Genomic DNA, 19,420 nt, shown 5'->3' on the forward strand with positions numbered 1-19,420 from the left:
GCGAGCTCGCCCACCGTGGGCAGCTTCGCCACCGACGTACAGGAACGGCTCCGCGACGCGCTCGTCGCCCGTCTCGGCGGCGAGTGGGAGACGGAAGCGTCCATCGCCGGCACGCCCGTCGACGTGCTCGGTCGCGAGCCGACGGTCGCCGTCGAAGTGGAGTGGCGACGCGCCGACCCCGTCAACAACACCGCGAAGCTGTTTCGCCACCTCGCGGAAGACACCCTCGACGGTGAGGTGGTCGTCGTCCAACTGTTCAGCCGCTACTACGATCTCCAGTCGGGCGGCGTGAGTTCGAAACGAGAGAACGCCGAGTTCGTCGGCGAGGTCGCGACGGATGCCCTCGCCGGGTTCGAGTACCACCCGCTGACGCTCGACATCGACCCGCCAAAGCGCGGCGGCGACCGTCCCGACGGGTGGCGCGAGGCGGTCGACACCGTCGCGGACGCGATACCCGAACGCTGAGTTCGGGTCGACGGGGACGCCCGAACGCGACAGCCACGACCACCGGGTCGACACGGAACCCCTTTGTCTGACGCCTCCTGTCTCCCGGTAGTGGCACCGACACAGGCCGTCGCCGACGCCGTTCCCGACTTTGCCGACGCCTTCGGCTTCGAGACGTTCAATCGGATGCAGTCGGAGACCCTTCCCGCCATCTTGGAGCGCGACGACAACGTCGTCGTCTCCGCCCCGACCGCGAGCGGGAAGACCGCCCTCGCCGAACTCGCCATCTGCAAGACGCTCGCCGCCGGCGGGACCGCCCTCTTCTTGGCCCCGTTGCGCGCGCTCACCAACGAGAAGGAAAGCGAGTGGGAGCGGTTCGAGGAGATGGGCTACTCCGTCTACGTCGTCACGGGCGAGCGCGACCTGAACACGCGCCGCGCCGAGCGCGCCGACATCCTCGTGATGACGCCCGAGAAGACCGACTCCGCGACCAGAAAACACGACTCGGCGCGCTACTCGTTCATCACGGACGTGGACTGCTGTGTCATCGACGAGGTGCATCTGCTCGACTCCGACAAGCGCGGGGCCGTCCTCGAGGTGACGATTTCGCGGCTCCGCCGGCTCTGTGCGCCGCGTATCGTCGCACTGTCCGCGACGATGCCGAACGTCGAGGACATCGCCGACTGGCTCGACGCGCCCGACGCCTGCACGTTCCAGTTCGGCGACGACTACCGGCCCGTTCCGCTGCACGCGAGCGTCGAGACGTACGCGACGGGCGAGAACGCCTTCCAGAACAAGTATCGCCGGCTGTATCGCGCGCTCGACTTGGCACAGCCCCACATCGAAGACGGCGGCCAGTCGCTCGTCTTCGTCGCCTCCAGACAGGATACGGTGCGGGCGGCGAAGAAGGCCCGCGACGTGCTCGCGGAGCGCGATATCGACATCGGAGCGCGGGGCGACTACGACCTCCACACCGACGCACAGGACCTCCGCAACGACACCCTCCGGCAGTCCGTGGTCGACGGCGTGGCCTTCCACCACGCCGGGCTCTCCCGCGAGGACAAAAACGCCGTCGAGGCGTGGTTCAAGCAAGGGAAGATTCAGCTGCTCTTCTCGACCTCGACGCTCGCGTGGGGGGTGAATCTCCCCGCGCGGTGTGTCGTCATCCGGGACACGAAGCTCCACGACCCGCTCGAAGGCGAGGTGGACATGAGCCCACTCGACGTGCTCCAGATGCTGGGCCGCGCCGGGCGACCCGGCTACGACGACAAGGGGTACGCCCACGTCGTCTGTGAGGGCCAAGACGCCGAGAAGTACCGCCGCCTGCTCCGCGAGGGGAAGGAAATCGAGTCGCGACTCGCCGCCGAACTCGACTCGCATCTCAACGCCGAAATCGCGCTGGGGACGATTCGCGACCTCGACGACGTGATGGAGTGGCTCCAGACGACGTTCTACTACGTGCGCGCCCAGTCAGCGCCCGACCAGTACCGCTTCGGCGGCAAGCTCCGCGAGCGCGTCCGCGAGACGCTACAGGACCTCGTCGCCGCCGGCTTCGTGGAGACGGACGACGAACTCCGGGTGCAGGGGACCCCGCTGGGGCGGCTCGCCTCGAAGTTCTATCTCCGGCTCGACACCGCAGAGCGGTTCAAGTCGCTCGCCGACCGCGCGAGCGAAGAGACCCTCTCCGACGCTGACGTGCTCGAAGCCGTCGCGACGGCCGACGAGTTCGATAGCGTGAGCGCGCGCCGCGACGAGCGCGACGCCGTGCAAGCCGTCCTCGGGCCGGAGGGCGACGACCTCGACCCAGGAAACAGAAAGGTGCTCGCCATCCTGCGCGCCTCGATGGACGGCAACACGCCCTCGGAGCTGCGCTCTGACGCGTGGGTCATCCGGCAGAACGCGCTCCGGATGGTGGCCGCCCTCCGAGAATTCCTGGACCGATTCGCCGGTCCCTACGCCGCGAACGTGGCCTGCCGGGTCGAGGCGCGCGTCGAGAACGGGATTTCGGCCGATGCGGTCGGGCTGACGGCCATCGACGGCATCGGAAAGGGGAGAGGTGTCAAGCTCGCGAAAGAGGGCCTCCAGACGCCGGCCGACGTGCTCGCTGCCGGCGTCTCGGGGCTCGTCGAGGCCGGCCTCTCGGAGGGTCTCGCCGAGCGCGTCGTCGAGCAGGCGCGCGACCTCCCGGTCGTCGAAGTCGAGTGGGGCGAGTTTCCCGACAGCATCGCGCACGGGACGAGCGAGATGCACGACGTGACGGTCGAGAACACGGGCGGCGGCGCGCGCGGCGAGGTGCGGGTCACCGTCAACGGCGTCGAGATGTCCAGCGAGTCGCGGTATCTCGGCGAGGCGACGGTCCCGGTCGGCGTGTTCGGGGCCGACGCCGACGAGCTTACCTTCCGGGTGGAGGTGGCGTTCGCGGACCTGCCGCTGTTGCCGGTGAGCGAGACGCGGACGGTCGCCGTCGAGTAATCAGCCGAAGGAGTGGACGGCCATCTCCAGCGTGTCTAAATCGAGGATGGGCGCGAAGCCGGCGTCGGGGTCGATGTTGACGGATTTCTGGAAGTCGGTCTGCGCCTGCCAACAGCCGGAGTTGACGGCGATGACGCGGCGATACTTCCCCCACCCGAGCTTGTGGACGTGGCCGGTGTGGAACACGTCGGGCACCTCCTCCATGACGAGGTAATCCTCCTCTTCGGGGGCGACGCGGGTCTTCCCGCCGAACTGCGGGGCGACGTGGCGCTTCTTCAGGAGTTGGTACATCGCCTTGTGGGGCTCGTCGTAGCTGGCCTTCTCCTCGGGGAGTTCCGCGATGACCTCGTCGAGCGAGACGCCGTGGTACATCAGAATCTTCACGCCCTCCACGTCGACGAGCGCGGGGTTGCCGTGGATGCGGGCGTCGTGGACCGACATGATGTCGCGCAGCTCCTCGTCGAAGCCGGGTTGTGGCTCGGCGAGTCGGACGGCGTCGTGGTTGCCCGGAATCATCAGGATCTCCATGTCGCCGGGCACCTCCTTCAGGTGCTCCGAGAACTGCTCGTACTGGTCGTAGATGTCGACGATCGACAGCTCCTCGTCCTGGTTCGGGTAGACGCCGACCCCTTCGACCATGTCGCCGGCGATGAGGAGATACTCGACGTGTTCGGCCTCCTCGGTGTGGAGCCATCGTGCGAATCGGTGCCACGCGTCCGCCAGAAACTCGTCGGAGCCGACGTGGATATCGGAGACGAGCGCGGCCTGGACGTGGCGGTCTGCGGTGTTCGGGTTGTAGGTTCGGGGCACCTCGGGGAAGTGGATGGCGTCGACGAACATGATGGAGCCGTCGTCGCTGAGTCCCCCTTCGACGGCGATGACCTCGTCTAACAGGAGTTCGTCGACGAGGTCCGCAATCGGGCGGTCCTTCATCACGAGACACGGGAAGACGCCGTTGGTGTCCTCTAGCTCGATGAGCCAGTGGCCGCTCGCGGTCGAGCGGATGTCGTTGACCATCCCGACGAGACCGGCCTCGCCGCCGCCCTGTGAACTCTGGAGCGACGTAGTGGGCCGGTGTTGGACCCGACCGCGGAGCTGGCCGGCGAGCTTCTCGTAGCGGTCGCGAAACACCGTGACGAAGTCGTCGTACTCGCCGGTGCCCGTAGATTGGCCCGTGATGTCCTGTGCGACCGAAATCGACTGTTTCGACTGGTCGCGTGAGACGTTCTCAGACCCCTTCGTTTCGACTGGAACACCCCCACCGTCGGCGTTCGATTCCAGGTCGGCGGTTCCAGTGGAAACGGAGGGGTCGTGTGAGGTGGTGTCGTGGGTCGCGTTCTCGGTGCCGCTCGGGCCGGCCGGGCGTTCCGTGGCGCGTCGGTCGGCGAGGGCGGCGTTCACGTGGTCGGCGGTGAGGACGAGTTCGTCGTCGGGCGTCGCTTCGACTGCGAGCACGAGCGCCTGCTCGGGGTCGTCAGTGCCGGCGAGCAGGGTGACAGCCTCGCGTGAGGCGTTGTAGCCGTGACTCGCGAGGAGGCTGGCGATGCGGGCGGGCGACGCCATCGGCATGGCCCGAGGGAGGCGACTGAGCGAGAAAAGCGTGCCGAAACCCAGAACGTTGAAGCGACTCGCGTCGCCACTGTAGACAATGAGCGACGAGTCGGAACCGGAGGGGCTACGCGAGTGGTTCCACTGGTTCCGGACGACGGACCACGGAGCCGTCGTCTACGTGCGGGAGGTGGGGATGAGCATCGCCGCGGTGTTGCTCGTGGGACTGCTGTTGTTCGCCGTCAGCGGCGTCTGGCCCCCGATGGTCGCCGTCGAGTCCGGCAGCATGGAGCCGAACATGAACGTCGGCGACCTGGTGTTCGTGATGGACGAACAGCGACTCGCGGCCGACGCCGCCCACGCCGGCACGGGCGTCGTCACCTACAAGGACGGCCGCGAGGTCGGCTACAAGAAGTTCTCAGACTACGGTGATGTCATCATCTTCAGGGCCGACAACGAGTCCGGGACCCCAATCATCCACCGGGCTCGCTTCTGGGTCGAGGAGGGGGAAAACTGGTACGACCGAACGAACCCCGACCACATCGGCGGGGCCGACAACTGCAGGGAACTCCGGAACTGCCCGGCCCCCCACGCCGGCTTCATCACGAAGGGCGACAACAATCCGCAGTACGACCAACTCGGCCCGCTGACGGAGCCGGTGAAGCCGGCGTGGATCGTCGGCAGCGCCGAGTTCGGCATCCCGAAGCTCGGCTACGTGAAGCTGTGTGCCATCGAACTCCAGACGCCCGGCAGACAGCCGAAGTGTCCGGTCGGCTAACAGACCGGCTTCGGGTTGACGCCCATCGACTCTAGCTGTTCGGTGTAGGTCTCGTAGGCCGTCTGAATCGTCTCGCTTGCGGCCGTCAGTGCGCGCTCCCAGTCGTCGTCGGAGGCACACAGCGCGGCCAGGTGGTCCGTCGCGCCGGCCAACTGCTCGTCGAGGTCGCCAGCGAGCGTGCGGAACGTGCTCGCCGTCTGCGGGTCGGCCTGCCCGACGAAGAAGCCCGTCACCTGCTCTTTGGACTTCTCGGCGACGAGCGCCCTGCCGACGAACGCGCCGAGCCGCTCGATGGAGTCGGTGCGGGCGCGCAGCCCCTCGTGCATCGCGGTCACGTCGGGCTCGACCGATTCGGCACCGAGTTCGGACAACACCTGTTCGTAGTGGTCCCGTTCCTCGTTGGCGACTGCCGCGAAGAACTCGCCCGCGGCGTCGTCGTCGGTCCACGCCCCGAACGTCTCGCTGGCGGTGCGTTCGGCGGCGGCGGCGGCTTCGAGCACGGTGTCCGGGTCCATCTCGCCGGCGGTGTCGGCGTACAGCGACTTCGACGAGCCGAGCCGCGAGAGGGCGGTGTCGTTGTTCGCTCGGACGGTCTCGGTGAACTCCTCGGCGTTCATACTCGCTCGTCGGGAGCGGGCGGCTTGTAGTTGGCGTCCCGGCGAACTTTTCTCGCTCGCCCACCGAGCGGGCGTATGACACTCGCCGACGCCACCGCCGCGAAGCTCGATGCGGCGAGCGCCGACCTCGCGACCCGTGACAGCGTGCTCGTCGCCTTCTCCGGCGGCGTCGACTCCGCCGTCGTCGCCGCCATCGCCCACGACGCGCTGGGGCGCGACGCCGTCGCCTGCACCGCGAAATCCGAGACGCTTCCCGACGCGGAACTCGAAGACGCGTTCGCCGTCGCCGAGGAAATCGGTATCCGCCACGAGACGACGAGCTTCTCGGAGCTCGACGACCCGGCGTTCGTCGAGAACGACGGCGACCGCTGTTACCACTGCCGGACGATGCGGCTCGGCGAGCTGTTCGACACCGCGCGCCGGCTCGACATCGAGACGGTGTGTGACGGGACGAACGCCGACGACCCCGGCGAGGGCCACCGCCCCGGTCTCCGCGCCGTCGAGGAACTGGACGCCTACTCCCCGCTGCTCGAACACGACATCACGAAGGAGGAGGTCCGATCCATCGCCGACCACTTCGGTCTCTCCGTCGCGGACAAACCCTCGATGGCGTGTCTCTCCTCGCGGATCCCGACCGGGCTGGAGGTGACGGAAGAGCGACTCTCGCGGGTGGAACAGGCGGAGGAACTCCTCCGGACGTGGGGATTCGAGCAGTTCCGGGTGCGCGACCACGACGGACTGGCGCGCATCGAGGTCGGCGAGGAGGAACTCGACCGGGCACTCGATGCCGATTTCGTCCGCGCCGCTCGCGAGCATCTGCTCGAGTGTGGCTTCGACCACGTCACCCTCGACCTGGAGGGGTACGCGACGGGGTCGGTGTCACCAGCGGGCGAACAAGAGGACGAACAGACCGACCGGACGAACGTGTTATCGGCGGAGTATCCGACGAGCTAGCGCCACGGCGTCGCGTTCTCGGTGACGCTCTCGATTGCTTCCGCGGCGTCGAAGACGTTGATGCCGCAGTTGTCCTGCTCGTGGGCGAGCATTGCCTCTGGCACGTCCATCCCCTTCGCGTAGCCGTGGAGCAGGTGGATGGGGCCGCCGTGGGTGACGAGTAAGACGGTGTCGTGGTCGCGGGCGGCTATCTGCTCGATGCCCTCGGTGACGCGGTCGTACATGTTGACGAGACTCTCGCCGGACTCCGGCACCTCGCGTGCGGCCTCGGCGGCCGCCTTCCCGAGCGCGAACCGTGGATACTTCTCGAAGACGGTGTCGTAGGTGAGCCCCTGATACATCCCCACGTCGCGTTCGCGGAAGGCCGCGTCGTACTCAACGTTCGTCGCGGGGAGCATCGTCGCGACCCGTTCGGTCGTCTCGCGGGTGCGTTCGAGGTCGGAGGCGTAGACGGCGTCGAACTCGTACTCGTCGGCGAGATAGCGACCGGCGGCGGTGGCCTGCTCGCGGCCCGTCTCGTTGAGCGGGACCGGTGCCCACCCCTGCATCCGTCCTTCGTCGTTCCACGCGGTTTCGCCGTGTCGGAGCACTACGATACGCATACCTCACCCGAGCGTGGCGTCGCCTTCAGCGTTCGCCTCGCGGGCCGAAAGGGCCACCTTCATGCCGCCGACTGCCGAACGTCTGGTATGGAATCGCCGCTGTGGACCGACGAGTTCGCGCCCGATATCGGCGACCTGCCACAGTCGGATGCGGTGGAGTACTTCGAGACGGCCGTCGACGAGCCGCTGAACCTCGTCGTCCACGGCCCGCCGGGGGTCGGGAAGACCGCTGCGGTCCGTGCACTCGCGGACGCCGCCCACGATGACCCCGACAACGACCTCGTGGAGCTGAACGTCGCCGACTTCTTCAACCGGACGAAGAAGGAGATCAAAACCGACGAGCGGTTCGCCTCCTTCCTGCGGGGCAACTCCCGCATGTCGAAACGCGACATGATAAACCACGTGCTGAAGGAGTCGGCGAGCTACCAGCCCGTCTCCGGCCAGTACAAGACCGTTCTGCTGGACAACGCCGAGGCCATCCGCGAGGATTTCCAGCAGGCGCTGCGCCGGGTGATGGAGCGGTACGCCGAGAACACGCAGTTCGTCATCGCGACCCGCCAGCCGTCGAAGCTGATTCCGCCGATTCGCTCGCGGTGTTTCTCCGTGTCGATGTCGTCGCCCGACCACGAGTCGATGGTGGCTGCCATCGAGCGGGTCGTCTCGCTCGCCGGCGTGGAGTACGACGACGACGGGCTCGAGTATCTCGCGGGCTACGGCGACGGCAACGTCCGGAAGGCCATCCTCGGGGCACAGACGACCGCCGAGACGGAAGGCGCGGTGACGATGACCGCCGCCTACGAGACGCTCGGCGATATCGGCCACGACGACGTGGTGGAGGCGATGCTCGACGCCGCCGAACAGAGCAACTTCGAGGACGCCCGCTCGGAGTTGGACACGCTCATCTACGACGAAGGATACGACGGCGACGAAATCCTCTCGGACGTGTTGCGCGTGGCGCGGTCCCGCTACGACGGCCGGCGGCTGGCGAAGCTGTATCGAATTGCCGGCGAGGTGGATTTCGACCTGACGGAGTCGACGAGCGACCGGGTGCAGTTAGGGCATCTGCTCGCGGAAATCGGACGGCCGACCGGGGAGTAGGCCAGGCCCGCTCGTTGGCGGCTCGCGGGCGCGTCGCACGCGCGAACGGGCATGAGAGAGTTTTTATCACGCCGTTTCGTAGCCGGCGACAAGATGTTCAAGGCTATTGTGAGCGCTGACACGCTCGGAGACGCGTTAGACTCCGTGAGCGTGCTGGTCGACGAGTGTAAGATTCGACTCGAAGAGGAGGGGCTCACGATTCGCGCCGTCGACCCGGCGAACGTCGGCATGGTCGATCTCACGCTCGATGCTGCCGCCTTCGAATCCTACGAGACCGACGGGGGCGTCATCGGCGTCAATCTCTCGCGGCTGGAGGAGTTCGTCGGCATGGCCGACGCCGGCCAGTTGGTCCAACTCGAACTCGACGAGGAGACCCGCAAACTCCACATCCAAATTGAGGGATTGGAGGGGACGCTCGCGCTCATCGACCCCGACTCCATCCGCCAGGAGCCGGACCTCCCGGACCTCGACCTGCCGGCGAACGTCGTCGTCGAGGGAGCCGACATCGCCCGCGCCGTCAAGGCCGCCGACATGGTCTCCGACCACATCGCGCTCGGCGTCGACGCCGACGAGGAACTGTTCTACGTCGACGCGGAGGGCGACACCGACGACGTGCACCTCGAACTCACCCGCGAGGACCTCATCGACCTGACCGCGGGCGACGCCCGCTCGCTCTTCTCGCTCGATTATCTACAGGATATGAACAAGGCGATTCCCTCCGACGCCGAGGTGACGATGGAACTGGGCGAGGAGTTCCCCGTCAAGCTCCACTTCGATATCGCCGAAGGAAACGGTCAAGTTACGTACATGTTAGCTCCGCGTATCCAGAGCGACTAATTACTCCAGCCGACGGTCGATAACTGCTTTCGCCTCTCTGCCGGCCTGTTTCCATCCGTAGCCCCGCTCGTAGACGTGGCGTTTCGAGTCGACCAGCTCCTCGGGACTCGACTCCTCGAAGCCGCCCCGCGCCCACGTGCCCGACTCCTCTAACCACGTGAGCATCTGCTCGCGGGTCTCCTGCCACGAGAGCCCGACCATCTCGTAGAAGGCGACGAGCGCGAAGACGGCGTTGTCGTGGGCCCCGTGGACGGAGCCCTTCTCGTAGATGGTTTTCAGCGGCTCCATCGTCGGGTGGGTGACGCGTTCCTTGTACTCCTCGGCGGTGAGCAGTTCCAGCGGCTCGTCGTCGTCGCCGTCGACGCGCTGGTCGGCGCGGAGTCGCGAGAGCCCGGCGGCGTGAAGCCCGCCCCACTCCTCGATGTCGGCCCGGAGGTCGGCCTGCGTGTGCGGCTCGGCGGAGAGACGCGCGAGAATATCGACGTAGGCGGCTTCGATGTCGGTCCAGCGGACGCCGTCGAAGTCACAGTCGGCGTCGTGAAGGTTCGTACGGGTGCGACAGCCCGGACACGGGTACTCGAAGCGCGGCATGGCTCACCTCCCGGCGTCGCGAACTAAGACGTATCGCTGTTCAGTTGCCCGCCTCGCGCTCGCGGACGAGTCGGGTGACGAGATAGACGAACGGCGTGTCCGCGACCGCGATGAGCAGTTTGAGCAGATACTGGCCGACGGCGAGCCCGAGCACGACCGACTCCGGAAGCTGGGGACCGATGCCGGCGTACTGCGGGAGCAGGTAGAAGGCGATACCGACGAACAGGACGGTGTCGATGGCCTGCGAGCTGGCCGTCGAGGCGACGTTGCGGAGCCAGAGTTTCTCCCTCCCGGTGCGTTCACGAATCGCGTGGAAGACGTACACGTCCCAGTTTTGCGAGACGAGATACGCGACCAGCGAACCGAGCACGATGTTCGTGGACGCGCCGAGCACGGTCGCGAACATCTCGGGGTCGATGCTCGACTGGGCTGCGGGGGCGGCGATGGTCGAGTAGACGAGCGCGAGCATGACGAAGTTCATCGCGAACGCGACGTTGACGAGCCGGCGGGCGGACCGCTTGCCGTACAGTTCGGTGTAACAGTCGGAGGCGAAGAACGTCACCGCGTACGCGAGCGCCGCACCCGGCAGGACGAGCGAGGAGTCGACGATGGGGAGCGAGAACGGAATCCCGAACGCGAGCACCTTCGCCGCCGTCAGCTGTGAGGTGACGAGCGCGGTGACGAACAGCGCCGACAGTACCGTCGCGCCGACCGGAATCGGCCGCTCACTCATCGTCGTCGAGTCGGCCGTGGCGGGCGTCGATATCGTCGAGGATGTCGAGGTTCTTGCGAATCGAGGCGCGGATGGCGTCCGACCGATTCACGTACTTCCCCTCGGAGCCGACGTGGTCGTCGAGGTCTGCGAGCAGTTCCCCCGGAATCTCGACGCTGATCTTAGGCATACGAGCAGGTAGGTGTATCCGAGATAATAGTTCGTTCGTCTCACGACACTCTTGCAGTGTTATCCTACCGTCGCTCGGCGAAGGCGAACCGCGGCTTCACGTCGTCGATGCGCACGTCGACTTCCTCGCCGGTCGTCGCGTCGGGAACGAAGACGGTGAACCCATCCACCTTCGCGATGCCGTCGCCCTCGCTCCCCTCGTCGACGATCTCGACCGTCAGTTCGTCGCCCTCACGCACCGGGGCGGTGAGTCGACCCTTCGCAACGAGATACAGCTCCGAGGAGGAGTCGCGCGAGGCGTCCGGGTGGACGGCGCGCACGTACTCGAACTCGGCTTCCATATCCTCGCGCAGGGGAGCCACGTCCTGCCCCTCGAAGATCTTGACCGCGAGGTCGCCGCCGGCACCGAGCAGTTCGAGGGCGGTCTCGAAGGCCATCCGCGCGAGGTGGGCAGACCGCGCGGCGTCGAGGTGGTACTCGCCGGTCATGTTCGGGGCCATGTCGGAGACGACCACGTCGGCCTCGCCGATGCGCTCGATGATGCGCTCGCGGGTGTCGTCGTCGGTCATGTCCCCGCGAAGCGTCTCAACGCCGTCGATGTCCTTGATGCGCTGGAGGTCGACCGCGATGACGGTACCCTGTTCGCCGACGCGCTCGCGGGCGACCTGCGACCAGCCGCCGGGGGCCGCACCCAAATCGACGACCGTGTTGCCCGGCCCGAACAGGCCCGCCGTCTCGTCCAACTGCTTCAGCTTGTAGGCGGAGCGGGCGCGATACCCCTCCTGTTTGGCGCGGTTGTAGTACTCGTCTTTTCCACTCATGCTCTCACCGCTGGCGAATCGTTCATACAGGAGATACACCACCCAACGCGGAAAGATACGTCGGATACTACCGCAACACGAGGATGTGGCGGTCCAAGCTGCCGTGGACGGGCCGAACGAATCGGGACTCGACGGTCCAGCCCGCGTCTCTCGCGGCGTCGTCCCACTCGCGGTCACAGACGAGGACGCCTCGGTCTGCAACGCGGTGGGCCTCGGCGAGCGCGTCTTCCACGAGCGCCGACAGCGACTGATTCGCGATCTTCGACTGGCGACCGTACGGCGCGTCGAACACCACGCAATCAGCGACTCCGTCACGCAGTGGGAGTCGGGTCGCGTCGCCCCGAACCACGTCGTACCGACCGGGCGTCGGAAGCCCCTGAGCGCCGTCGCCGTCGAGGAAGTGCGCGAGGTTGTCGCGTGCGCCGTGGCTCATCTTCCACTGGGCGTCGTTGGCGAGCACGTCCGCCCCGACGAGTCCCGCCTCGACGAGCCCGCCGCCGGTGCCACACATCGGGTCGAGCACCGTCCGACCGGGGCGTGCACCGGCGATATTGGCGACCGCCCGCGCCAACAGCGGGTCCATGCTCCCGGGCTGGAAGAACGGCTTGTCCGTCGGGCGACGACTGCCGAAATCGCGGACGGACTCGGTGTCCAGCCACGCGAGCGCGACCGTCTCGCCCGCGAAGAGCGCCCGAAGTTCATGGTCGGGCGAATCGAGGTCGACCGGGAAGCCGCGGTCGGTGAGCACGCCTCCGAGCGTGCGTTCGGCCCGCTGGGTCGACATGTCAGCGGTCCCCTGTACGTCCCGGGCGCGGACGGCGACCGTGCCGGTGCGGTCGACGGACGCGGCATCGAGCAGCGCGACGGCGGTCTCGATTCCTCCCTCGGCCGTGCCGACGAGTTCGCTCGCGGCGTGGGTGTACGCGAGCCCGCGAACCCGGTCGGTGATACCGCGAGCCGTCGCCAGCCCGGGAGCGAGCGGCTGTACGTCAGAGCAGGCGCTCGCCGCCTCCCGGGTTGCGAAGGCGTCGTCTTCCCCACCGAGTTCGAGGAGATACACACCGAATGTCGCCCCCGCGAGCGCAAGAAGCCGACGATAGCGCGCGGGCCCATACGTACCTTTTTGAAGCGGAGAACCGACACACGAGTTAAATGGACGACCCCAAAGCGACCATCAGTATCGAGAATGTGGTGGCATCGACCGGTATCGCCCAGGAGCTCGATCTACAGAGCGTCGCGATGGATCTCGAGGGGGCGGACTACGACCCAGAGCAGTTTCCGGGGCTCGTCTACCGAACGCAGAATCCGAAGTCTGCCGCGCTCATCTTCCGCTCCGGAAAGGTCGTCTGCACCGGCGCGAAATCCACCGCCGACGTGCACGAGGCGCTCCATCTCGTCTTCGACGAACTCCGCGCGCTCGACATCCCAATCGAGGACGACCCCGAGATTACGGTCCAGAACATCGTCACTTCCGCCGACCTCGGCGAGGACCTGAACCTGAACGCCATCGCCATCGGTCTCGGCTTGGAAAACATCGAGTACGAGCCCGAGCAGTTCCCGGGGCTCGTCTACCGGCTGGACGACCCGGACGTGGTCGCGCTGCTGTTCGGCTCCGGCAAGCTCGTCATCACGGGGGGGAAGAAGCCGGAGGACGCCGAAGCAGCCGTCGACACCATCGTCGAACAGCTCGACGAGCTCGGGCTACTCGCGTAACCGATAAACAGTGACGCCCCGTACGTCGGGGCGATGGTTGTTCCCCTGCAAAGCATCGTCGGCGGCGGACTGCTCGCGCTCGTCGTGACGTTTCTCCTGACGGCAGCGTTTTACGCCTTCACGCTCCATCTCGCGGCCACCTTCTTCATCGGTGACGTACCGTCACAGCGGGCCGCCTACGCCGCCCCGGTGCCGGCGCTCGTCTCGATTCTGCTCGGCGAGTACGGCCAGTCGGGGGTGTTCGGTATCGGGCCGGACCTGCTCGTCGGCGTCGCGCTCGTCGTCGCGCTGCTCGCTGACCTCGCTGCGGTCAGCGTCGCCTACCGGCTGAAGCTCCGGTCTGCGGTGCCGGTCGTCGTGTTGCATTTCGCGTTCGCGGCCGTCCTCGGGATTGCGCTCGGGAATCTGCTCGGCGTCGGCCTGCTGTTTTAGTCACTCGTGGCCGGTCCACTGTGCGAGCAGGAGCGTCCCCTCGAAGAGGACGATCATCGTCACGGCGACGAAGATCGGGCCGAGACCGGTCGGGTCACCGGTGAAGAGGAACGCCAGCGCCGCGAACAGCCCCCAGAAGATGAGCCGGCGACGCTGGAGCCACGTCCGCGTGACGAGCCCCATCATCAGCGCCAGCATGATGAACAGCGGAATCTGGAACACGATGGCGAACGCGCCGAGCATCAGGACGATGAGGTCGAAGGTGTCCGTCAGCCCGAACGCGAGGGTCGTCGCGCCCTGTGAGTAGCCGACGAAGTAGTCGAACAGGATGGGGATGACGAGGTGGTGGGCAAACAGCATGCCGGCGGCCGCGAGCACCAGACTCGTCGGCACGCTCGCCAGGTAGTAGCGCCGCTCTGTGGGGTACAGCCCCGGCCGCATGAACAGATACGTCTCGTAGACGAACAGCGGGAGCGCGACGACGAAGCCGGCGAGTGTTGCGACCTTCAGTCTCGCCAAGACGACCGCGAGCGGGTGGTACACCCGAGCACAGGCGGTCTGCGGGTCGACGTTCGTCGCACCGACCTGGGCGACCTGCCGGCAGATTTCCTCGGAGCCGGGCAGATAGTTGAACCACAGGAAGTTGATGAGATACGTCGCAAAGGGGAAGACGACGCCGGAGACAGCCGCCATGGCGACGATGACCACGCCGAGCCGTTTTACCATCTCCTCGATGTGGTCGGCGAGCGGCATCTCCTGGTCGTCGGGCGCGCCCCCGAGCTCTTCGGGTTCGCTCACCGGACCGGGCTGTGCGACCTCGGCGGAGTCGCCGACGGAGCCGCTCACGCCGGGCGACCCGTCGTCGAAGGTCTCGTCGCCCCGGTCGCCGATATCGTCCCCGTCGTCGGTATCCCCCCCGTCGTCCTCGGCGTCCCGTTCGAGCGAGTCGCGCTCGATTGCCGGGGTGGTGTCGACCTCGAAGCCGTCGAACGGGTCGTCCGCCATCGTGGACGGGGACGTGTCGGACTCGTCGTCAGCGTCGTTTGCGTCGTCTGAGTCGTCAGCACCGCCAGCGTCGCCCGCGTCACCAGCGTCGTCGTTTCGGACGAGCGAGCCGTCCTCGTCGGTGTCGACGAGCGACCTGTCGTCGCCGTCGTCGGCCAGCGGGGTCTCCACCGGGTCGATTGTCGGCGTGTCGGGGTCGTCCGTCGGGTCGAGCGGCTCCTCGGCGTCTGCAGATTCGGTATCGTCGGGAGCGTCGCCGGACTGTGGGCCGTCGGCGGCGTCGGCGCTGGAGTCGGCGTCGTCACCCGTCTCGTCGTCGAGCCGACGGACCGCTGGCTCTGGAGGGGTAGTGTCGTCGTCCGACTCCTCGGGCATTAGCGTGCGTTCCGCGTCGCCCAGTTGTAAGCCTTCTTCTCGACGCTCGGGCGAGGCTGAAAGGTTGATAACCCGGCGGAACCCAACGACGCACGTGTCTGGAATCGTCGATAACGATGTCACCCGCGGGCTCCAGAGCGGTCGCGAGACGCTCGGCTCCATGCTGTCGGCCGCACAGAGCCACCTCCAGAAGGTGTTCATCGTCTTCGTCGTCGGCCTCATCGCGACGATTCTGTTCTTGCGCAACTACGGCTGGGACCGGATGAAGGCGGACCTGTTGGCCGAGGCTCCGGAGGCCACCATCGTCGCCGTCACGCCGTTCGACGTGATTCTGTTGCAGGTGAAGATTGGACTCGTCGTCGGCGTGTTCCTGTCGATTCCGTTCCTCATCTACTACTCGCGGGACGCGCTCAAGGAGCGCGGTTACTGGCCGACCGGCGTCCCGCGCTGGAAGATTGCCCTGGTCGTCGCCGGAGCCGTCCTCCTGCTGTTTGCCGGCGCTGCCTACGGCTATCTGCTCTTCTTCCCGGTCGTGTTCGACTTCCTCGCGGCCAACGCCGCCGCGGCCGACATCTCCCCGACCTACTCCATCGTGAAGTGGGTCCAGTTCGTCTTCCTGCTCTCCTTATCCTTCGGGCTCGCGGCCCAGCTCCCGCTCGCCATGTCGGGGATGGCGCTGTCGGGCGTCGTTCCCTACGAGACGTTCCGCGACTACTGGAAACACGCCATCGTCGTGTTGTACGCCGCGGGGGCGATATTCACGCCGCCGGACCCGCTCACGCAGCTGATGTGGGCGACCCCGCTCGTCGTGTTGTACGCCTTCTCGCTCGGGCTCACGCGGTTCCTCGTCACGGCACAGGCCGCCGGGCGACAGGTCGGGCTGAAACCCACGGCCCGGAAGAACTGGAACGTGCTCGCGGGCGTCGGGTTCCTCACCGGCGCGGTGACGTTCCTGCTCGGCCGAGCGACGTTCGACGGCCAACTCGACGGCGTGATGCGCATGCTGGAGTCGCTCCCGTACTTCGGCCCCTCCTTCGCCGAGCGGTTCCCGCAGACGCTGACGACGGATACGCTGTTCGGCGTCGATGCAGTGGTCGTGGTGGCAGTCGCGGCCGCACTCGTCGCGGCCGTCGCCGCCTTCGCCGTCACGGTCGTGTTGATGTTCCGCGCGCTGGACGCGGTCGCCGACCGCTCGCCCCGCGTCGCGAGCACCGGCGACCCGGCCGATCTCGACCTCTCGGAACTCGACGCCGCCGGCATCCGCGCCGCGCCGCCGGAACCGTTCGAGGCCCTCACCGAGGACGAGGCGCTCGCGCTCGCGAGCGGCGCGCTTGACGACGGCGACGACGCGAAAGCGCAGGCGATTCTCGACCGCTACGACGAGATTGCAGAACAGGAAGAGGATGCGGACACGGACGCCGACGGAGAGCCCGCGGCCGGAACGACAGACGACCCAGCTCCGACCGAGCCGGTCGAAGCGGAGGAGGAAGGCACCGGTAACGTCGTCAGCGAGACAGGCGCGGGGATGTTGTCGGCGTTCACGGCCGACGACGTGGACGAGGACGACATCGGCGGCTACTACCACGACATCGCGTTCATCGCCTCCTCGCTGCGGTCGAAGGCGTTCGTCCTCGTCGGGACGTTCATGGTCGTGTTGGCGGCGATGTTCTCGTGGCTCTACACCGGCGGCATCGGCTGGCTGAAGGCCAGCTTCCTCGGGCGGCTTGCGGAGGGCTTTTCGGCCGAGCAGGTGAACACCGTTGCGCTCCACCCGGTCGAGGCGCTCATCTTCGAAATCAAGCTCTCGATTGTGGTCGGCGCGGTCGCGACGATACCGCTACTGCTGTACTTCGCGTGGCCGGCGCTGAAAGAGCGCGGCTTCGCCAGCGGCGACCGCCGCGTCCTGTTCGTGTGGGGCGGGAGCGTCCTCGCCACCCTGTCTGCCGGGACGGTGGTCGGCTTCCTGTTCGTCGCGCCGCGAATCATCTCGTGGCTGGCGAACGACGCGCTCACGGCGTCGATGGTCATCGCCTACCGCATCAACAACTTCGGCTGGATGGTCTTCTTCACCACCGTCGGGGTCGGGCTCCTCTTCTGTATCCCGGTGACGATGTGGCTGTTCCACGCGGGCGGGCTGGTCAGTTACCAGCAGATGCGCGACCGGTGGCGCGTCGTCACCCTCGCCGTCCTCACCGTCGTCGCGTTCGCCTCCCCGCAGGGCGTGTTCATGATGTTCCTGCTCGGGATTCCGGTCGTCGGGATGTACTTCCTCGGGCTGGCGGTGTTGCACATCGTCACGCTGGGTGGGCGACGCGGCGGCTCGGGCGGTCGGCCGCGTGCTGCTGACTGACCTGCCGGCCGTTTTTTCTGTTCCCGCGGTGAGTACGGGTATGGACCGGCAGGATGTGGTCGTCGCGTTGGCGGCAGTTCTCGTGTTCGTCGCCGGGACGCTCGCGTTCGACCCTGTTAGTGGCGCAGCGCTCGCGTTATTTCTCGGATTCGTCTTCGGTGCGTTCGTTCGTGGGCTCGATATGCGATGGACGTAGGAGACGTGTTCTGACGGAATTTAGTTTGAGATAGACAGCACCGTGCTGTTTACTCTGACTTCGACAGCACCGCGACCACGCTCGTCGCTTGGCCTCGGGGAACCGCACCACGACCGCGCGCTCGTGGCCGTCGGCCACTCGCCCAACCCTTCCCCGCGACGCACACGCGCCACGGGCGCGGTGCGTCAGGCCACCGCCACCGTCGCTTACTCAATCGGCGCGGTGCAGTGGCGTGGTCCGAGCGCGCATCGGCGCGCGAGTCAGCGCGAGGTCGCCGCGAGGGGACCGAGCGGCGGCTTGTCAGCGCTTGCTCTGACAGTGGATGAGCGACCACAGGGAGCGAATCGGCTGGGGAGGCTCGTGGGCGGTGCGGTCGGGTGGACTGAAAGGGGTCCTGAAGTCTGCCGTGGCAGACTTCAGGGTCAGCAAGACGCGCAGCGTCTTGCTTAGACGGGCGTGTCGCGCGTGTTTGGTCGGCTCCGTGACCTCTATCGGGAGCGAGCGAAGCGAGTGACCGATATGTCACGGAGAGACCGCGACACGCCCGGGGCTTTCAAGCCGTTCACAACAGAGCACTCAGCGAGCGACACGCCCGGGAGTTTCAAACTGAAAACAACAGAGCAGTCAGCGGGCGACACATCCAGCAGTTCCCGGCAGTCAGAGACGAGAAACCAAGCTGAGCATCCAACTCCAGCGAGGGGACAGCACGTTTTTGCCGGCAGAGTCGAAGAGCTAGCCATGAGTCGCTCGCGTGACCGGCCTCGAAAGCCGGAGTGGCTGAAGATGCGTCCCCCCTCTGGCGACCGCTTTACCGACATCAAGTCGACGCTGCGCGAGCACGACCTCCACACGGTCTGTGAGGAGGCGTCGTGTCCGAACCTCGGCGACTGCTGGTCCGGGCGCAACGGCCCGGGCACGGCGACGTTCATGCTGATGGGCGACCGCTGTTCGCGGGGCTGTAACTTCTGTGACGTAGAGACCGGCGGGATGGACGCCCTCGACGAGGACGAGCCGGCGAACGTCGCGAGCGCCGTCGCCGAAATCGGGCTGGAGTACGTCGTCCTGACGAGCGTGGACCGCGACGACCTCGCCGACGGCGGGGCGGGCCACTTCGCGGAGACGATTCGAGAGATCAAACACCGCGACGAGTCCATTCTCGTGGAGGCGCTCATCCCCGACTTCCAGGGAGACGAAAGCGCAGTCCAGGAGGTCATCGACGCCGGCCCGGACGTGTTGGCCCACAACATCGAGACGGTCGACCGGCTCCAGTGGCCGGTGCGGGACCGGCGGGCCGGCTACCAGCAGTCGCTCGACGTGTTGACACAGATTGCCGACTCCGACTGCTACGCGAAGACCTCCATCATGCTCGGCGTGGGGGAGTACGACCACGAGGTTTACCAGACGCTGTCGGACCTCCGGCAGGTCGGGGTCGACATCGTCACGCTCGGGCAGTATCTCCAGCCGTCGACGCGCCATCTGGAGGTGTTCGAGTACGTCCATCCGGACAAGTTCGACACGTGGCAGGCCGTCGCGGAAGAGCAGTTCGGGTTCCGCTACTGTGCGTCGGGACCGATGGTTCGGTCGTCGTTCAAGGCGGGCGAGTTCTTCGTGGAGGCGGTCGCCCGCGAGGGACTGTCGCCGGCAGAAGCGCGCGAACAGGCCCACGCCCGGGGCGACTGAGACGCC

Annotated in this window: 20 protein-coding genes; 11 read left to right on the forward strand and 9 right to left on the reverse strand. The window is 66.9% G+C overall.

All coding sequences use genetic code 11. The annotated features are described in order from the left end of the window. Positions 1-15 precede the first annotated feature (15 nt). Entirely contained in the window at positions 16-465 is a 450-nt protein-coding gene (locus DM818_RS05730) for a hypothetical protein (RefSeq protein WP_075937683.1), read from the forward strand. Positions 466-555: 90 nt separating this feature from the next. After that, positions 556-2,916 carry a DEAD/DEAH box helicase gene (locus tag DM818_RS05735; protein WP_075937682.1) on the forward strand — a complete coding sequence of 787 codons (2,361 nt, stop codon included), beginning with the start codon at positions 556-558 and terminating at the stop codon, positions 2,914-2,916. Here DM818_RS05735 and DM818_RS05740 read toward each other — a convergent pair whose 3' ends face one another. Next, positions 2,917-4,485: a DNA-directed DNA polymerase II small subunit gene (locus DM818_RS05740; protein WP_075937681.1), complete on the reverse strand. Its 1,569-nt coding sequence runs from the start codon at positions 4,483-4,485 to the stop codon at positions 2,917-2,919. It abuts the gene before it with no gap. 79 nt (positions 4,486-4,564) lie between these two features. Between DM818_RS05740 and DM818_RS05745 the strand changes: the two genes are divergently transcribed. After that, positions 4,565-5,242, forward strand: coding sequence for a S26 family signal peptidase (locus DM818_RS05745; RefSeq protein WP_075937680.1), 678 nt, complete (start codon positions 4,565-4,567; stop codon positions 5,240-5,242). Here the strand turns inward: DM818_RS05745 and DM818_RS05750 are convergent. After that, positions 5,239-5,859 (reverse strand): rubrerythrin family protein, encoded by a 621-nt coding sequence (locus DM818_RS05750; protein ID WP_075937679.1) that lies wholly within the window; start codon positions 5,857-5,859, stop codon positions 5,239-5,241. The genes DM818_RS05745 and DM818_RS05750 overlap by 4 nt on opposite strands. 75 nt (positions 5,860-5,934) lie before the next feature. Between DM818_RS05750 and larE the strand changes: the two genes are divergently transcribed. Next, complete coding sequence (gene larE, locus DM818_RS05755; protein ID WP_075937678.1) at positions 5,935-6,813, forward strand: ATP-dependent sacrificial sulfur transferase LarE; 879 nt, start codon at positions 5,935-5,937, stop codon at positions 6,811-6,813. Here the strand turns inward: larE and DM818_RS05760 are convergent. Further along, positions 6,810-7,415 (reverse strand): histidine phosphatase family protein, encoded by a 606-nt coding sequence (locus DM818_RS05760; protein WP_075937677.1) that lies wholly within the window; start codon positions 7,413-7,415, stop codon positions 6,810-6,812. The two genes, larE and DM818_RS05760, sit on opposite strands and share 4 nt — an antisense overlap. A gap of 87 nt (positions 7,416-7,502) precedes the next feature. On the opposite strand from DM818_RS05760, the gene DM818_RS05765 reads away from it, so the two are divergent. Then, complete coding sequence (locus DM818_RS05765; RefSeq protein ID WP_075937676.1) at positions 7,503-8,513, forward strand: AAA family ATPase; 1,011 nt, start codon at positions 7,503-7,505, stop codon at positions 8,511-8,513. Positions 8,514-8,606: 93 nt separating this feature from the next. Further along, positions 8,607-9,350: a DNA polymerase sliding clamp gene (locus tag DM818_RS05770; RefSeq protein ID WP_123123623.1), complete on the forward strand. Its 744-nt coding sequence runs from the start codon at positions 8,607-8,609 to the stop codon at positions 9,348-9,350. On the opposite strand, the gene DM818_RS05775 is transcribed toward DM818_RS05770, so the two are convergent. The 5 genes from DM818_RS05775 to DM818_RS05795 form a co-directional block, all read right to left on the reverse strand. Continuing rightward, the gene (locus DM818_RS05775; RefSeq protein ID WP_123123622.1) at positions 9,351-9,941 is read right to left on the reverse strand and encodes a DUF7474 family protein; all 591 of its coding nucleotides are present in this window, start codon (positions 9,939-9,941) and stop codon (positions 9,351-9,353) included. Positions 9,942-9,981: 40 nt separating this feature from the next. Then, entirely contained in the window at positions 9,982-10,674 is a 693-nt protein-coding gene (locus DM818_RS05780; protein WP_123123621.1) for a queuosine precursor transporter, read from the reverse strand. Beyond that, positions 10,667-10,843: a ribbon-helix-helix domain-containing protein gene (locus DM818_RS05785; protein WP_075937671.1), complete on the reverse strand. Its 177-nt coding sequence runs from the start codon at positions 10,841-10,843 to the stop codon at positions 10,667-10,669. Before DM818_RS05785 ends, DM818_RS05780 begins: the two co-directional genes overlap by 8 nt. Positions 10,844-10,907: 64 nt before the next feature. Then, complete coding sequence (locus DM818_RS05790; protein WP_075938443.1) at positions 10,908-11,663, reverse strand: 23S rRNA (uridine(2552)-2'-O)-methyltransferase; 756 nt, start codon at positions 11,661-11,663, stop codon at positions 10,908-10,910. A gap of 67 nt (positions 11,664-11,730) precedes the next feature. Next, positions 11,731-12,723: a TIGR01177 family methyltransferase gene (locus tag DM818_RS05795; RefSeq protein WP_123123620.1), complete on the reverse strand. Its 993-nt coding sequence runs from the start codon at positions 12,721-12,723 to the stop codon at positions 11,731-11,733. 92 nt (positions 12,724-12,815) lie between these two features. Between DM818_RS05795 and DM818_RS05800 the strand changes: the two genes are divergently transcribed. Both DM818_RS05800 and DM818_RS05805 read left to right on the forward strand, forming a co-directional pair. Beyond that, positions 12,816-13,376 (forward strand): TATA-box-binding protein, encoded by a 561-nt coding sequence (locus tag DM818_RS05800; protein ID WP_075937669.1) that lies wholly within the window; start codon positions 12,816-12,818, stop codon positions 13,374-13,376. Between the two features lie 33 nt (positions 13,377-13,409). Further along, positions 13,410-13,808, forward strand: coding sequence for a DUF7473 family protein (locus tag DM818_RS05805; RefSeq protein WP_075937668.1), 399 nt, complete (start codon positions 13,410-13,412; stop codon positions 13,806-13,808). On the opposite strand, the gene tatC is transcribed toward DM818_RS05805, so the two are convergent. After that, positions 13,809-15,188 carry a twin-arginine translocase subunit TatC gene (gene tatC / locus DM818_RS05810; protein ID WP_153952425.1) on the reverse strand — a complete coding sequence of 460 codons (1,380 nt, stop codon included), beginning with the start codon at positions 15,186-15,188 and terminating at the stop codon, positions 13,809-13,811. 94 nt (positions 15,189-15,282) lie between these two features. Here tatC and DM818_RS05815 point away from each other — a divergent pair, with 94 nt between their 5' ends. The 3 genes from DM818_RS05815 (at position 15,283) to lipA (ending at position 19,414) form a co-directional block, all read left to right on the forward strand. After that, positions 15,283-17,538, forward strand: a complete 2,256-nt coding sequence (locus DM818_RS05815; protein WP_123123618.1) for a twin-arginine translocase subunit TatC — start codon at positions 15,283-15,285, stop codon at positions 17,536-17,538. A 40-nt stretch (positions 17,539-17,578) separates the two neighbouring features. Beyond that, the gene (locus DM818_RS05820) at positions 17,579-17,734 is read left to right on the forward strand and encodes a hypothetical protein (protein ID WP_153952426.1); all 156 of its coding nucleotides are present in this window, start codon (positions 17,579-17,581) and stop codon (positions 17,732-17,734) included. Positions 17,735-18,472: 738 nt separating this feature from the next. Continuing rightward, complete coding sequence (gene lipA, locus DM818_RS05825; protein ID WP_075937665.1) at positions 18,473-19,414, forward strand: lipoyl synthase; 942 nt, start codon at positions 18,473-18,475, stop codon at positions 19,412-19,414. Positions 19,415-19,420: the final 6 nt, after the last annotated feature.

The organism is Halosegnis longus (assembly GCF_009663395.1).
Classification (GTDB): Archaea; Halobacteriota; Halobacteria; order Halobacteriales; family Haloarculaceae; genus Halosegnis; species Halosegnis longus.